The sequence below is a fragment of the Akkermansia muciniphila genome (genome assembly GCF_030848305.1).
Lineage (GTDB): Bacteria > Verrucomicrobiota > Verrucomicrobiia > Verrucomicrobiales > Akkermansiaceae > Akkermansia > Akkermansia muciniphila_A.
This window is the reverse complement of sequence record NZ_CP114598.1, coordinates 2,538,023-2,553,241: the sequence shown is the minus strand read 5'-3', so window position 1 is coordinate 2,553,241 and position 15,219 is coordinate 2,538,023. Positions and strand designations below refer to the sequence as shown.

Annotated in this window: 10 protein-coding genes; 1 reads left to right on the top strand and 9 read right to left on the bottom strand. The window is 58.6% G+C overall.

What is annotated here, in order from left to right; translation table 11 throughout:
- Positions 1-6: 6 nt before the first annotated feature.
- The 4 genes from O4G22_RS11080 to O4G22_RS11065 form a co-directional block, all read right to left on the bottom strand.
- Complete coding sequence (locus tag O4G22_RS11080; protein WP_094136195.1) at positions 7-1,179, bottom strand: cytochrome b/b6 domain-containing protein; 1,173 nt, start codon at positions 1,177-1,179, stop codon at positions 7-9.
- Entirely contained in the window at positions 1,176-2,933 is a 1,758-nt protein-coding gene (locus O4G22_RS11075) for a nickel-dependent hydrogenase large subunit (protein WP_306701794.1), read from the bottom strand. Before O4G22_RS11075 ends, O4G22_RS11080 begins: the two co-directional genes overlap by 4 nt.
- A gap of 27 nt (positions 2,934-2,960) precedes the next feature.
- Entirely contained in the window at positions 2,961-4,181 is a 1,221-nt protein-coding gene (locus O4G22_RS11070) for a hydrogenase small subunit (RefSeq protein WP_256943544.1), read from the bottom strand.
- 85 nt (positions 4,182-4,266) lie between these two features.
- Positions 4,267-5,748, bottom strand: a complete 1,482-nt coding sequence (locus tag O4G22_RS11065; protein WP_306701793.1) for a carbohydrate porin — start codon at positions 5,746-5,748, stop codon at positions 4,267-4,269.
- 471 nt (positions 5,749-6,219) lie between these two features.
- Between O4G22_RS11065 and O4G22_RS11060 the strand changes: the two genes are divergently transcribed.
- Positions 6,220-6,930, top strand: coding sequence for a PEP-CTERM sorting domain-containing protein (locus O4G22_RS11060; RefSeq protein ID WP_297546326.1), 711 nt, complete (start codon positions 6,220-6,222; stop codon positions 6,928-6,930).
- A gap of 420 nt (positions 6,931-7,350) precedes the next feature.
- Here the strand turns inward: O4G22_RS11060 and O4G22_RS11055 are convergent, their stop codons facing one another.
- From O4G22_RS11055 to O4G22_RS11035, 5 genes are all read right to left on the bottom strand, one after another.
- Positions 7,351-8,622 carry an adenylosuccinate synthase gene (locus O4G22_RS11055; protein WP_297546324.1) on the bottom strand — a complete coding sequence of 424 codons (1,272 nt, stop codon included), beginning with the start codon at positions 8,620-8,622 and terminating at the stop codon, positions 7,351-7,353.
- Positions 8,623-8,843: 221 nt separating this feature from the next.
- Positions 8,844-9,506, bottom strand: coding sequence for a hypothetical protein (locus tag O4G22_RS11050; RefSeq protein WP_297546322.1), 663 nt, complete (start codon positions 9,504-9,506; stop codon positions 8,844-8,846).
- Positions 9,507-9,769: 263 nt separating this feature from the next.
- Positions 9,770-11,158 (bottom strand): TonB-dependent receptor, encoded by a 1,389-nt coding sequence (locus O4G22_RS11045; RefSeq protein ID WP_295980452.1) that lies wholly within the window; start codon positions 11,156-11,158, stop codon positions 9,770-9,772.
- A 26-nt stretch (positions 11,159-11,184) separates the two neighbouring features.
- Entirely contained in the window at positions 11,185-12,627 is a 1,443-nt protein-coding gene (locus O4G22_RS11040; protein WP_297546319.1) for a hypothetical protein, read from the bottom strand.
- A 12-nt stretch (positions 12,628-12,639) separates the two neighbouring features.
- Positions 12,640-15,165: a transglycosylase domain-containing protein gene (locus tag O4G22_RS11035; RefSeq protein WP_297546316.1), complete on the bottom strand. Its 2,526-nt coding sequence runs from the start codon at positions 15,163-15,165 to the stop codon at positions 12,640-12,642.
- Positions 15,166-15,219: the final 54 nt, after the last annotated feature.

Genomic DNA, 15,219 nt, shown 5'->3' with positions numbered 1-15,219 from the left:
GGAGAGTTATTCATCCCGGAATTTGACGCCCTTGCGCAGCCATCGTCCGCCGCTGAACATGGAGGAGATGGTGCCGTCCCGGTCCACGTTCCCGGAAAGGATGGAAAGGTACACGTGGATCATGGCGAAGATGATGAAGCACCACATGCCCACCAGATGCACCAGGCGCACGTACGGAATGCCTATCAGGTCGTTCAGCGGCATGAACCAGCGGTAGAACCAGTGGCGCGGCTCATACAGGGCGTACAGGGCCAGCCCGGTCACCACCATGGTGGTGAACAGGACGTACACGCCCGTGTATGTCCACTGCTGCAGGGGATTGTGGCCGATGTAGCGGGGGCCGTCATAACTGCGGGCGAACAGGTAGTCCACCGCCGTGGCGTACAGATCCTTCCACTCCTGTCTGGAGACGGGGAACAGGGCCCGGAAGCTCTGGTATTTGTTGGAGGCCATGAAGAAGCAGGAAAAACGCAGCATCATCACCACCACCAGGACCCACCCCAGCGCATAATGCACGAAACGGAGCGTCCCGAATTGGAAAGCCCCGTGCAGATCCCCCATTTTCAGGAACCACCCTTCCGCGATGCAGATGCCGGTGGCGGACAGGCCGATGATGCAGAGCACCCACGTCCAGTGCAGCACGCGCAGAGGCCAGTCCCAGACGTGGAAGTAGCGGAAGTTGGCCCTGGCCATGGAGAGGCGGCGCACGTCCCTCATGGCGTGCATGGGCACGACGCCCAGCAGGCGCCACGGCGCGCCGGACCGGTGGACGGCCACGGCCACGGGTTCAAAGCCGGAGGGGGAATGTTCCTTGAAAGCCTTGTTCATGCGCTCCTTTTCCAGGGAGCTGACTTCGCACAGATTTTCCAGCGCTTTCAGATTGCCGCGGGCTACCATGAAAGGGGCGGCGTCCGCCTTATCCGCGGCTTTCAGAACAGCCGTGCTGTACGGCCTCTCCCGGGAGGGCGCCTCCCAGGAGTTTTCCCGCTGGGCGTAAGGGAGGGTTATGCCGCGTTCCCGCGCGGCGTGGAGCAGGGCCAGGTCTCCCGCGTCCCTGCTGCCGTTGGGGGAGGCGCACACGGCCAGGGCCAGGATTTCCTCCGGAGCGTACACCGGACTGGCCGGAATGGCATCCTCCACCGCCAGGGTGAGGTCGTTATCGATAAGAGTCGTTTTCACGGGTCCTGTCTGGTCAGAATGGCTTCCCCTTCTTCGTCAAACAAATGGACGGCGCAGGATTGGCACGGGTCATAGCTGTGAATGGTGCGCAGGGGTTCCACCGGGCGGGAGGGGTCCACCAGCGGGTGTTTCCCGGTATGGGCCAGGGAATATTCGTATGGCCCCATCTGCCCTTCCGCGTCCCGGCCGGAGCTGTTCCAGGTGCTGGGGACCACGGCCTGGTAATTCGCCGTCTGGCCGTTTTCAATCCGCACCCAGTGGCTCAGGCTGCCGCGGGGCGCTTCCACCCAGCCCACGCCCTTGCAGGAGGAGGGCCAGGTTTCCGGCTCCCATTTTTCCGGGTTGAAGGTGGCGGTTTCCCCGTTCCTGATGCGGTCCGTCATTTCCTGGAGCTGGTCCACCATCATGTCCACGTTGATCAGGGCGTCCAGCGCACGGCCGTACACGCGGCCCAGCGTGGAGTTCATGAAAGCGTTGTCGCGCGGCAGGCCCAGCTTGTCGCAGGCGGCGTCCACCCGTTCCACGATGGCGGGAACCCCCTGGGCGTAGCCAATCATCATGCGGGCGTTCGGGCCCACGGCCATCGCGTGGCCGTCATAGCGCGGGGCTTTCACCCAGGTGTACTGCGGGCGGTCGGAAAGCCATTTGTAGGGCGGCCTGGGGCCGTTGTAGTCCGCATTCGTCTCCCCGTCATACGGTGCCAGGCCCGCGTCCCTGCCTTCCGAGTATTTGTACCAGGAGCTGGTGACGAATTCCCTGATCTTGTCCTGGTCAAAGGGGAGCACGTTCCTGTAGTCCCCGTTCAGCAGCACGCCGGGCTTGATCATGCCTTTGCCGGCGGGAGCGCCCGCGTTGATTTCAGACGGAGCCCCGGTGCAGAAAAAGTTGGGGTTGGACGCGCCGATATGGGCGTAGTCCTTATAAAATCCGGCGATGGCGACAATGTCCGGATAATATACTTTGTGGATGAAATCGTGGCAGGTTTGCACCAGCTGCTTCAGGTAGCTCAGGGAAAACTGGTTGATGGCCTGGTCATTGTTCATGTTGATGGCGCAGGCCATGCCGCCGACCAGGAAGTTCGGGTGCGGGTTCTTGCCGCCCAGAATGGTGTGGATCTTGATCATGTCCCGCTGCCAGACCAGGGCCTGGAGGTAATGCGCCACGCCCAGCAGATTCACTTCCGGCGGCAGCTTGTAGGCCGGATGGCCCCAGTAGCCGTTCGTGAAGATGGAATACTGCCCGTAGGCGATGGAGTCCTTCAGCTTCTTCTGCACTCCGGCGAAATACGAGGCGGAGGACAGGGGCCAGTCGGAAAGGGATTTGGCGATGGCGGCGGTTTCCGCGGGGTCCGCCTTCAGGGCGGACATCACGTCCACCCAGTCCATGGCCTGGAGCTGGTAAAAATGGATGACGTGGTCCTGGATGCCCAGGGCCCCGCTGACCAGGTCGCGCATGAGGCGGGCCTGGACGGGCACCGGGTACTGGAGCGCGTCTTCCACCGCGGCCAGGGCCGCGATGGCGTGCGTGCCCGTGCAGACGCCGCAGATGCGTTCCACGAAAGCCCAGACGTCACGGGGATCCCGCTTGCAGGCGATCACCTCAATGCCGCGGTACTGCGTGGTGGACGTCCAGGCGTTTTTGATGACGCCGTCCCCGGCCTCCATTTCCACCCGCAGGTGGCCTTCAATGCGCGTCACCGGGTCAATGACCACCCGGCTGGATTCCGGAACGTCCGCTGATGTGTAATTGCTCATGGTAATCTGGTGGTGAGGGGCTTCTGGCTATTCTTCAGTTTCCTTGTCGGGCGAGCCGGGAGCGTCCCCGAAGGCGGGCAGGGAGACGTTCGCTTCCTCCTTCATGTGCTGCTTCTTGTAATGGATGACGGAGCCTACGGCATGGGCGGCGATGGCCGCGCCGGCGCCGGCTACGCCCACAGCCCCGATGACGTTGGCGGAGGCTTCCACGCCGAAGCCGTTCACGTTCGGCAGCGTCTTGTAGAACGGAGTCATGCGGTCAAAGAAGTGCAGCTCCGTACAGCCGATGCACGGGTGGCCGGACTGGATGGGGAAGCTGACGCCCCCGTTCCATTTGACGATGGGGCAGGGGGAGAACGTGTCCGGGCCCTTGCAGCCCACCTTGTACAGGCAGAAGCATTCCCGCGCGTTCTCGTCGTCAAACACGTTGACGAACTGTCCGGCGTCGAAATGGGCGCGGCGCGGGCAATTATTGTGGATGCGGGTGCCGTACGCCATCAGCGGGCGAGACTCCTGGTCGCATTCCGGGGCGCGGTCAAACGTAAGGATGTACATGATGACGGCCGTAATCACGTCCCCGATGGGCGGGCAGCCGGGCACGTTGATGACCGTGCGGTCCGTCAGGATGTCCCGGATGCCCACGGCCCCGGTAGGGTTGGGGCGCGCGGCCTGGATGGAGCCGAAGTACGCGCACGAGCCCACGGCCAGGATATAGGAGGCGTTTTCCGCGCAATGGCGCAGCATGTTTTCCACGGTATCCCCGGCTATAGTGCAGTACACCCCGCCGTCATGGACCGGGACGGACCCGTTGATGACGAGGATGTGGGGCTCCCTGACCGCGTCTTCCAGAGCCTGGTTGGCGGCCTCCCCTGAAGGGGCCATCAGCAGTTCCACGTAAGGCATGGAGACGGCGGAAAGCACCATGTCCCCGATTTCCTCGTTATAGCTGCGGATGGTGCTTTCCAGGCATCCGGTGCATTCCTGGAGCTGGAGCCAGACGACTACGGGCCGTTTCAATGCGGCCATTTTATCCGCAATCTCCTGGGCGTTGGAAACGCCGCCCGTCACCGTGGCGACGCCCATCAGGGAGATCATTTTCAGGCACCATTTGTTGAATTCGCGCCGGCTGACGCCGCGGCGCTCCATGTGTTCCCCCAGAGTCTCCCCGGGACGCCATGTAGTTAAAATCTCATGATTCAGGGAGGCCTGCTCCGCCTCCTGCATGGAAGGTTGCTGAGTGCGCTTCATGTGCGTGGTCCAAATAAGAACATTTCCATTTAGACAGGATTTCCGGGAAATGCGATCAATATTTTCCAATTTTCCGGGAGGGCGTTTACCAGGACCAGACGTTCTGGATCTGGAAAACCACCGCCGTTTGCCCCCGGCGGCCATTGACGGGATTCTTGACAAGCTGAATATCAGGCTGGAGCGTCATGGTGGGCGTCACCTGGGCCACGTACGTCAATTCAATGCCGTATTCATTCCTGTTCACGTACGGGCCGTTCTTTTTGGCCCCCTGCTGCCAGAGGAGGCCGAGGCCCAGGTAGCCGTCATTGGAAGCGCCTTTTCCCCGGAAGGGGGAGAGAAGCACCAGCCCCGTGGTGGCCGCGCAGCGCACGCCGGTCAGCGTGGCGGCGTCATCGCTTGCCCAGCCGCCGCGGAAGAACCACCCCAGGTGGCTGCCGCGGCCCAGCTGCTGCTGGAAGTTCACGGCCACGCCGCCCCCGTTTTCTCCGTTGCTGGTGGTGAAAAAGGGCTGGAGGCGGTACACGCCGGGGCCCATGTTGCAGAAATCTTCCGCGATGTAGCCGAATTCAAGCACGTTCGTCCAGTTGTCGGAATTCAGGTTCCGGAAAGGATTGTGATTCTGGGTCATGTTATTGGCGGCGGTGGCGCCCATCACGTAAAAGGAGGTAGTGGGCTGCCACGCGAAATGGAACCCCAGGGAATTATCCGTCAGGGGGAGTACGGGATTATTGCCGAAAACGCTGTTGGTGAGGTTATTGTTGTGGGAATTGGCGTAGGCGTTGTGGTCCATGTAGTTGGTGGTGTCCAGCTGCCCCGCCATCAGCAGGAGCTTTCCCCCCGCGCCCACCCATGCCAGGCTCAGATTGCTCAGGTGGGGGTGCGGGCCCTGGAAGGAACTGGTGGGGTTCTGGAGGGAACCCAGCGTGGTTTGGGGGCCCTGGCTGCCTTCATTGAAGTCAAAGCCGTTGCCGAAATCGAATTCGGAGGCCAGGTACAGGCCGCTGCCCGTGGAATGATTGCGGAAGATGGTGATATTGGTCAGCAGGGAGCCATTGTAGGAGGGGAAATCCGTTTTTCCGTTCAGGCCGCCGCCCGTCAGCCCCGTGTAATTGAATCCGAACTGGGCGGAATAAGTGATGCCGTACCTGGAAAGGGCGGTTTTGAGCTTCTGCGCTCCGGTGGAAATCATGTCTTCCCGTATCCAGGCGTCCGGTTCCGCGCAGGTATTGCCGAAGACGTAGGAACTGTCCAGATACGGCATCATCTTGAGCGGCCTGGCCGCAAACCATTCCATGCCGGGGGCGGAGGGCCTGCCCTCATGCTGGAGCAGCACGCTGGGCCTGGTGGGGACGCCGGGCGTCCTCCTGGTGATTTGTTCTTCCGGGCGCATTCCTTTCATCAGGCTGGGGCTTATTTCCCTGCCTTCCAGGGTTTTCACGCGCAGGCCGCGTTCCGTGTTCAGGTAGGCAGGGGCAGCCGCGGCGGGAGCCGCCTGTTGGGCGAGGACGGGGTGGCAGGAGGCCGCGACGGCGACAGCGCACGCGGAAGGAAGAATGACATGTCTCATATGGACAGTCAGACAAGACTTTTCCCGGAAGTATCATAACTCCGCCCGATGCTGACGCGAATAGCTTGAGAGCCGCATCTTTGAACAGTTGTTCAAGTCAGCTTTTTTTAAGGTGTTCTTATTTGAAAATAAGTAAAATATGATTAAGATGAACATGGAGGTATTTTTCACGGGCGGAAAAAAGTCATGCAACAATATCCCCTGAAAAGAGCCCGAATGAGACGCGGATTAGAAATCCGGGTTAGTGAATCAATGGCGTGAAAAAAATAATAAATATATCTCATTCAATAGAATACAAAAATTTTTAACAAAATGTTTTTGATGAAAATATCTGTGTGCGTGACGGGCAGGGTTGGCCAAATCCATTTCCTGTGAAAAAATAGTATTGACTGCGGATTTCTAATCCGTTACACCAAGCGTCAGGAAGAAATAAGACCGCTTCCTTTCCATTTTTATCGTTTACTACAGCACATGAAAACGGCATTTATTACGCTGGTTGCAGCGTCTCTGTTTACCCTGGCCTACGGGGAGCCCGTCCTTACTCTGGATTCCAGTGCATTGCAGCTGGCCGGCGGCTCATACACCCTGACGGAAGGAATCAACTCCGGTTACGGCAATTTCTCCGTGACGATGGCTCTGGACGCTCAGGCTTTCCAAAGCGCCATTCTGGCAGGCAACGTCTCCGGAACTATTTTCTCGGCCAACAATAATTATATAGGCCTGGGCATCGGCACCTCTCCCAACGCGGGCCTCTACGGTTCCTGGCAAAATACGAATTACACCCGCGCGATCAGCCCCGTCAATGGTTCTGCAGTCAACCTGAGTTCGGGACTGGGGCAGCTGTTCGCCGACAACACTTATGAGTCCATCGCCGTTACTTATCAAATTACCAGCACCGGTACCTGGACTTATCTGACCCTGGTTGATTCCGAAGGAACTGCCTCTACCTACAGTGGGACTGAAGGGGCGTTGAAATCAAGCAATTTCGGAGCCCTGACTTCATTCACCTATGGCACGGATTACGTCAAGTACCTCGTCGTAGATAATACCACGCTGCAGGCTAACGCTTCCCAGGAAGCCAACCTTAGCGCCATTGCGGCGGCTGCCGTTCCGGAACCGGCTACGGCATCCCTCAGCCTGATTGGTCTGGCTGCCCTGATGATGCGCCGCAGACGCGCCTGAGCCGCGGAAGTCATTGTTGTTTTTTGCAGGAGGCGGGAAAAATCCCGCCTCCTTTTTTATTGCCGGGTGGGAAATGGCCGTGTTTGCGAACCTGTTTCCGGAAATCTCACGCCTGGTTTTCCCAGGCCTGTTGCGCCGCGTTTTCTGCCGGACCGTTGCGGATGATTTCTTTTTTCCTGATCTGGAAGCGGCAGGGATGCCGTTTGCATCCATCCTGGAGGCCTTGTTGAAGGCATTGCCGCGTTTCACGCAGTGATGCGGTGCGGAAAATAAATTTTCCATATGTCCGTTGCCGCGGAGAAATGGTTGCGGAAAAAGCGTTGAAATGCGTGTTTTGTCTTTTTACCCTGAACATAACAAAGCAGTCCCGCACGTTATGGCGGGACTGCTTTGAAGGAAATCATCAAGATTTGCCGAGGCTTATTGCACGGCGATCGTCTGTTCGCGGTCAGGGCCTACGCCCACGGTCGTGACGGGGCAGCCGATGAGCTCGCTCATGCGCTTGACGAATTGTTTGGCCTGTTCCGGAATTTCTTCCCAGGAACGGCAGGCGGAAATATCCTGCATCCAGCCGGGCACCGTTTCATACACGGGTTTGCAGCGTTCCCATTCGTCTACCGTGGCGGGCGGGTAGGCCAGGATTTCCCCGTCCAGATCGTAGCCCGTGCAGATTTTGATTTCCGGGCACTTGTCGTAACCGTCCAGATTGGTCATGGCCATTTCATCAAAACCGTTGAACATGGCGGAGAAGCGCAGCAGCACGCCGTCAGCCCAGCCGCAGCGGCGGGGGCGGCCCGTAGTGGCGCCGAATTCGCGGCCCATGCTGTGCAGATGGTTGGAGATGTCTTCATCCTCCGTGACGAAGGGGCCTGCCCCCACGCGGGTGGTGTAGGCCTTGCAGACGCCGATGATGCGGTCAATCTTGTGCGGGGGAACGCCCGTGCCGGTGCAGGCGCCGGCGGAAGAGGTGTTGGAGGAGGTGACGAACGGGTAGGTGCCGAAGTCCACATCCAGGTAAGCTCCCTGGGCCCCTTCGAAAAGAATGCTTTTTCCGGAGGCCACGGCGTCGTGCATAACCGGAATGGTGTTGGTAATGTGGGGGCGCAGCACATCCGCGGCGGCGCTTACTTCCGCCACCATTTTTTCTTCATCCATGGCGGGAAGGCCCATGCGTTCCATTTCCGCATTCGCCATCTTAATGCGGCGGCGCAGCACTTCGTCAAAAATCCCGGGGTCCCTCATGTCCGCCATGCGCACGCCGATGCGGCGCGCCTTGTCCGCGTAAGTGGGGCCGATGCCTCGCTTGGTGGTGCCGATGGCTTTTTTGCCGAGGGCGGATTCCTGGGCGGCGTCCATTTCCTTGTGGAAGGGGAGCACGACGTGGGCGCGGTCGGAGATGAGAAGATTGTCTTTTGTAATGGTCACGCCCTGGCCGCGGAGTTCCTTGATTTCCTCCACCAGGCCGATGGGGTCCAGCACCACACCATTACCGATGACGCAAAGCTTGTCCGGCCACAGGATGCCGGAGGGAACCAGGTGGAGAATGTATTTCTTTCCATTGGCGATTACGGTATGGCCGGCGTTGTTGCCGCCCTGGCCGCGTGCCACCACGTCGGCGGATTCCGTCAGGAAATCGATCATTTTGCCCTTGCCTTCGTCGCCCCATTGGGAGCCGATAATAATGGTATTCATGATAAAAATGGAACTCGGAGACCTTAATGAGATTCCCGCCTTATGGCAAGACAATCTTACGGAATTGTTAAGTTTTCCTGATCAGGCTGAGCTGTGGAAAAAATATCCCGTCCCCCTCGGGAGAGGCGGAACGGGAGACAGTTTTCTGCAGCGTGAGACGGGATACCAAGGATGGAATAAGGAAAATTTGGATTTCCTCTACATAACTTGGTCGGCATCGGTCAGGAACGACGCCTGCGGCGCATGGCCGGAACAACAATGCCTAACAATCCCATAACGGCTGTAGCCGGTTCGGGAACAATATTGATGGAGACGGACTGAATAGCAGAGGGAGAACTGTTGTCTTTGTTTAACATGGAACTCAGCTGCGTGATCTGACCGTTTTGGAAAAAAGAATTCAACTCCGTGCGGGTAGCAGTGGCATACAGGAGTTTTTCCTCCGTGCTGTCCCCTTGGGTATAAACGGTCCACGTTAGGGATTTTGCAGACGAATCGTAGGCCATGTCAATGGTGATAAGACCCGTTTTAAACGCTGTAGTGCCGTAGGTCGCCTCTCCTCCGGAGTCACTGCTGGGAATGCCTTTGGTCACCAGACCATTGGTGTTGGACATGTAAAACTGGAATCCGTTCGGGAAGGAATCTGCTGTGGGGTTGGCTCCGGAGGCCAGCAAGGTGCTTCCCCAATTATTTCCACTTGTACCGTTGAGGGAGATGGTTGCGCTCAGCGTCCAGTCTTGAAGGCCAGTCAGAGCGGCTTCTCCAAGATCCAGAGTGCCGGTGGTGTTATTCCATGTCCATTGGCTTTCCTCAAAAATAAACGAGGCGGCGGAAGCCATACCCGTTAGGGAGAGAGCAAGAATGGAAAGAAGGAGAGATTTTTTCATGATTATTAATAGTGTTGATCAGGAACGCGCTATTTGCGTTTCCACGCTATATATGATGATTTACATATCCGGAGTCAACGTTATTTTTTCATGGAAAGCCTTTTAATAAAATTGGAACTTTTCCATGATCGTCTGTTTCAAGCCAGGACAGAGCCGTTTTCCCTGTTTTTACCACGATTGAGAGAAATCCGACATGCACCGGAATGTAATCCGCTGCCGAAAAACGACTCCCAAAGGCCGGGAGCCCTTTTTTTTCAAACACGTTACCGGAAATGGAGGGCGGAACGGTGCGCTTCCTCGGGAACCAGCGTTTTCCAGACGTCTTCATCCGCGGCGATCATGCGCTGGATGTCCCGCGGCGTATGGCGCAGCAGGAATTCATTGAAGAAGGGGACGTCCACCACCAGGCCGTTCGCCAGGAAGTGCTGGTACAGGTGCACGTACTGTTCCGGGGCGCGGAAGGTGCGTGCCGTGACGAATTCGCCGGATTTGCGGTTGAGCCACGGGGAGACGTACAGGCGCGTTTTGTTCTGGAAGGTGCGGCCGAAGGATTCCAGGATGCCGCCCGGAATATCCTCCGTCCATTTTTCCTTGAACAGCTCATTCAGCAGGCCGATGGAGAGGGCGATGGCAATGGGCTCCCGCGTGTAGCGCGCGAGCAGCCCGGAAAGGTTGTCGAAACGGGCCATTTTGGTAATCAGCACGTTTTTGCCGAGGGCCTTGAGGCTGTCCGCCCGGTCCAGGAATTCCAGGTGGTCCACATCATCGCCGCGCAGCAGGTTGTTCATGGATATTTCGCAAATTTCCATGCAGCGGTCCGCCTGCGTCTCATTGATGTGGGAGAGGAAGGTTTTTTTCACCTGGGCCATGACTTCCAGATGCAGATTGCAGACGGGGTTGAAACTGCCCCTCATCAGCACGATGGGGCGCTTGTACAGCACATCCGCCGCCTGGGCCACCTGGCCGTTTGCCAGGAACAGGGTGGCCGGCGTCAGGCCGGATTGGACAAGCTGGAGCGCGAACAGGCGGTTGTCCACCATGGAAAAGCCGTGGCCCTCAAAACGGACGACGTCTATTTCCACCAGCCGGGGATCCAGGTTGTCCACCAGGGATTCAATGAATTCCTCCAGACGGTCCCTTTTGAAAAAGACGGCGTGCAGGATGTTGACGCCCAGAATGCCCAGGTCCTTCATCTGGCGGTCGTGGTCCGGGTCGTTCAGGCGGACGTGGATAATCAGGTCGGACGGTTTTGCCTCCGGTTTCAGCTGGAAGCGCACCCCTATCCAGCCGTGCCAGGGGCCGTTGTCCCGGTAGCCCTTGACTTTTACCGTATTGCAGAAGGCGAAGAAGCGGGTGTCTTTGCCGCGCTGGGGGCCCAGGCGGTTGATGAGCTGGCTGAACTCATAGTCCAGCATGCCCTTGAGGCGTTCTTCAGAAACGTAACGCTTGACCGGCCCGTACAGGGTGTCGCTGACGGTCATGTCATAGGCGGAGATGGTTTTGGCCACTGTTCCGGCGGCTCCGGAGGCCCGGAAAAACCAGTTGGCCGTTTCCTGTCCGGCGCCGATTTCCGCGAAGGTGCCGTAAATGGTGGAAGCCAGGTTGAGTTGGAGGGCTTTATCCTGTGTTTGCGCTAATGCTTTGGAACTCATGGAAAGCGGGAACCGGTTCTTGGTTTTCAGTTATTGGTGGGAAGAAGCTTGCGGGTGGCGTCGCTCATCCAACCGGAGTACAGGAGCCGGTCAATCAGCACGGCCCGGTTGCCGGGCAGGTCTGCCGGGTAATGAATGAGCACGCAGGCGCGTACGGGGCCGTTGTGAAGCAGCCTGATCAGTTCCAGGGCCAGCGGGGAATACCTGTCCACATATGCGTTCACGCGTTCCCCGTTGGGGAACTCAAGGGAGAAATTGAGATAAGACGCGTTGCGGTAGCTTTCCGCGGAGGATTCCTCCAGGAAGGGCGGCTGGTAGATGCCGGACATGCTCAGGGTTATCCTGACAGGGACGGGGGAGGAGGGTTTTTCAGCTTCCAGCTCCGCCGGAGTCATGGGGGAATAGCCTTCCCAGGCTTCCCAGTCCAGCTTCCATTTGCCGGAATCCCGGTCATACAGGAAAATCGCCGGGCGGATCATGTTGTCGTCCATCAGCACGGAAATCTGAAGCAGGTCTCCGTTCTTGGAGCTCCTGCCCGCTTCCTGGGGCAGATAGTCCTTGTATTGTCCGTAGGAGGCCCAATAGGCCATTTTGGGAGCCACGGCGGCGGGATTCATGACGTGGTTGAGCCTCTCTTCGTCCGAGCCCGCCATGCAGTAGAGGGCCAGTTCATTCATGGCTGCCGTGATATGGGGGGAAATGGATTCCGCTTTCCGGTCTTCCTCCCTGCGGGAATGGGCTATGAGCCGGTATTGCCGTTCCCTCTGCTGCAATTTTTCCAGCAGGTCTTTATTCACTTCCTGCGAGAAAAGCGCTTCATGATCCACAAAGCGGTCTGAGATATTCAGGATTTTGGAACTTGCCGCTTCCATATCCTTCCCGCGCAGGAACATGAACATGCCCAGAAGCAACAGAATCAGCCCTGAGACAAAAAGCCAGATATGCCAGGTGGCCCGGCGTTCGCTGCGCGCGATGTCCGCGGCGGTGGGCTGGTATTCCGGCTCTTCCGGGGCCAGGGAGGCGCTGCGCGGAGCGGCGATGGCCGGAGCGGCGTTTTCCTCTTTCCGTTTGCGGATTTTTGTGGTGGGGCCGGCGGGACCGGGAAGGGAAGGCGCGTGAACGGAAATGGCCCGTTTGTCCGTCTTTTTCTTGGGTACAAGCGGCGCGCGCGGCGCGGCGTTCGTGGAGGGGTGCGGCGTCCCGGCGGCAGGAGCCGGAGTTCCGGGCGCTTTTTCTGCGGCTTCAGGCATCCGGCCCGGGGATGCTGAATGCGCTTCTTCCCGTTTGACGGCCGTGACGGCATCCTGTTCTTCCGTTTCCGGGTTGGGCTGTTCTTCCGGAGTGGCTGTGACTGAAGCGGTGCAGATGGGGCATTTTACCTGGCGTCCCAGAAAAGACGCCTTCACGGCGAAAAGATTGCCGCATGACGGGCATGTGCAGGCTACCGTATCCTGGGATGGGGAGGGCATGAGGGGAAAAAGTTACAGGTGGATGAATTCCGGGACGGGAATGGTAATGGGTTTGGGCGCCGGGAGCGTAATGCTCGTATCCGTATGGTCCGGAGAAACGGGATCTGCGGAAAGGGCTTGGGCTTCTGGCACGTTTTCGCCAGCCCCCAGCAGCTCAAAGCTGCGGTTGGCCGGGACCTGGTTCAGCTCCGTGCGGTAGGGATCGTCTCCCTGGAGGATGGGCCTGGTGGGCAGGATGGGCGGCAGGGGAAGAATGCGGTTCTGGGCCGTGAAGGTGGAAACGGGCGCGGAAATGTCCTCCCCGTGGAGGTCGCAGAAGGGCAGGCTGGAATCCCCCTTGCGGAGGTACTCGAATATGGTGTGGCGGCGGTATTTTTTATCCGACGGGTCAATGTCATAGCAGCTGTGCGTGGCCCTTTTCCCGGTGGTCAGGCAGATTTCCACCCTTTCCACGCTGGGGGGCGGGAGCAGCTCCCCGGCGGGGAACAGGCGTTCCGCTTCCGTGATGGCGGCGCCCAGCACGGAAGCGCAGGTGTCCGATGAGAAAGCTCCGTGATAGATGGGTTTTTTCCCTTCCAGGAAGCCTACCCAGATGCCGCAGGTAATGCGGCTGTCATAGCCAAACAGCCAGTTGTCCGCGAAGTCGTACGTGGTGCCCGTTTTCACGCCGCCCTTGAAGTTTTTCGGCAGATGCGGGGCCACGCGCCGGGCTGAACCGTTTTTCAGGGAGGAATTCAGAATGTTGTGAAGCTGGAAAGCCGTGGCGGTGGACGTGGCCCCCTTCCGCACCTGGGCATTGTTTCTGGTTTCAATCGCCTGGGTGGATTCCCAGATCAGCTGGCCGTCTTCATCTTCTATCCTGTCCAGATAGTAAATATCCTGGGGGCGGGAGCCTCCGTTCGGGATGGCGGTGTAGGCCAGCGTCATTTCTTTCAGGGAGGCGGGTTCCGTGCCCACGAAAATCTTGGGGCGGTAAATGGGATTGACTTCCGTGCTTCCCGCTTCCCTCACGGGCTTGCGAATGCCGAAATCCGTCAGCTTCTTGACGAACGGTGACGTGCCCATGTCCATCCCCATGCGCAGGGAGGCGGCAATTTTGGAGGCGGACAGGCCGCGGTGGGCGGTAATCATGCCTTCATAACGGTTCTTGGAGTTTTCCGCTCCCCATTCCCCCAGGATTCCTTCCGAGCCGCCGATGCCCGTCAGACGGTTGTCAATGGCATCGTCCAGGATGCGGGTGACGGGGCTTTTTCCCGTGTCAAAGGCTGTAGCGTACAGGAAGGGGAGGATTGCGGTGCCGGTGGGGCGGGCTCCATCCTTGATAGCGTCATACTGGCGCCTGGTGTAATCCCTGCCGCCGTGGTAGGCCAGGACGGCGCCTGATTTGTTGTCCACCACCAGCAGCGCTCCTTCCAGATAACGCGGCTTGTTCGCGGAACCGCTGTGGTAGTCTGCGGCCTTCTGATGCCGGTAGTCCGGGTGTTTTTCAACGTTTTCCAGGGCCTGTTCCAGGGCTTTTCCGGTAACTTCCTGAAGCTGCCTGTCAATGGTGGTGTAAATTTTAAGCCCGGCGGCATTGACGCGTTCCTCCCCCAGGTATGCGGTGATTTCTGAGGAAATGCGGTCGTAAATGTGGGAGACGCCGCGTTTCAGCGGCTTGGGGTTCAGCCCCAGGTCCATGGCGGAGAGGCGTTCCGCTTCATCCGGCGTAATGTATTTTTCTTTGGCCATGCGGTTGAGCACGTGGTTGCGCCATTTCAGGTTGCTTGCCGGATTGTTCAGGGGGGAAAGCCCGTTCGGGTTCTTGATCAGGGCGGCGATGGAGGCTGCCTCCCGCGTGGTCAGGTCCGCCGGCTCTTTGCCGAAGTAGCCCAGGGAAGCGGCGCGGATGCCGTAAAACCCGCTGCCGAAGTAAACGCGGTTCAGGTAAAACTCCAGCACCTGGTCTTTGCTGTACCGTTCCGTAATGCGGCGCGCCAGCGCTATTTCCACGAATTTGCGGCCAAAGCTGCCCTCATTCCTGGCTTTGGCCCGGTTTTTCAGGTCATACGCATTTCTGGCAAGCTGCTGGGTGATGGAGGAGGCTCCCTGGTTGGCGTCCCCGCTGTTGTGGATATACTCCCGGCCTGCCCGCAGAATCCCCAGGAAGTCATAACCCGGATGTTCCCGGAAGCGGGAATCTTCCTGGGCAATCAGCGCATTAATCATGGCGGGGGAGATTTTGTCCAGCGTGACGTAGCTGCGGTTTTCCACATAAATGCGGCCTATTTCCTCCCCGTTCCGGTCATAAATAATGCTGGGCTTTTCCAGGTCATTGATGCGTTCCAGGTCAAATTCCGCCGCCCAGTTGTCATAGCGTTTCCAGGCCATCATGAACCCGAAGTATCCCACGGCCGCGCCGATAACCGCCATCACCAGGCACCACAGAGCCAGCTTCCGGATAAAGCTCCAGAATCGTTCCCTGGGCTTTGCCTTGGGGTTCCGCCTTTTGTTGGCCTGCATGTGCCTGCGGGGAGCTTGTGAACTTAATTCAGCCATGAAGATGAAGCAGGATTAATCCCGAGGAAAGGGAAAACGTGCGAAAATCCTAAC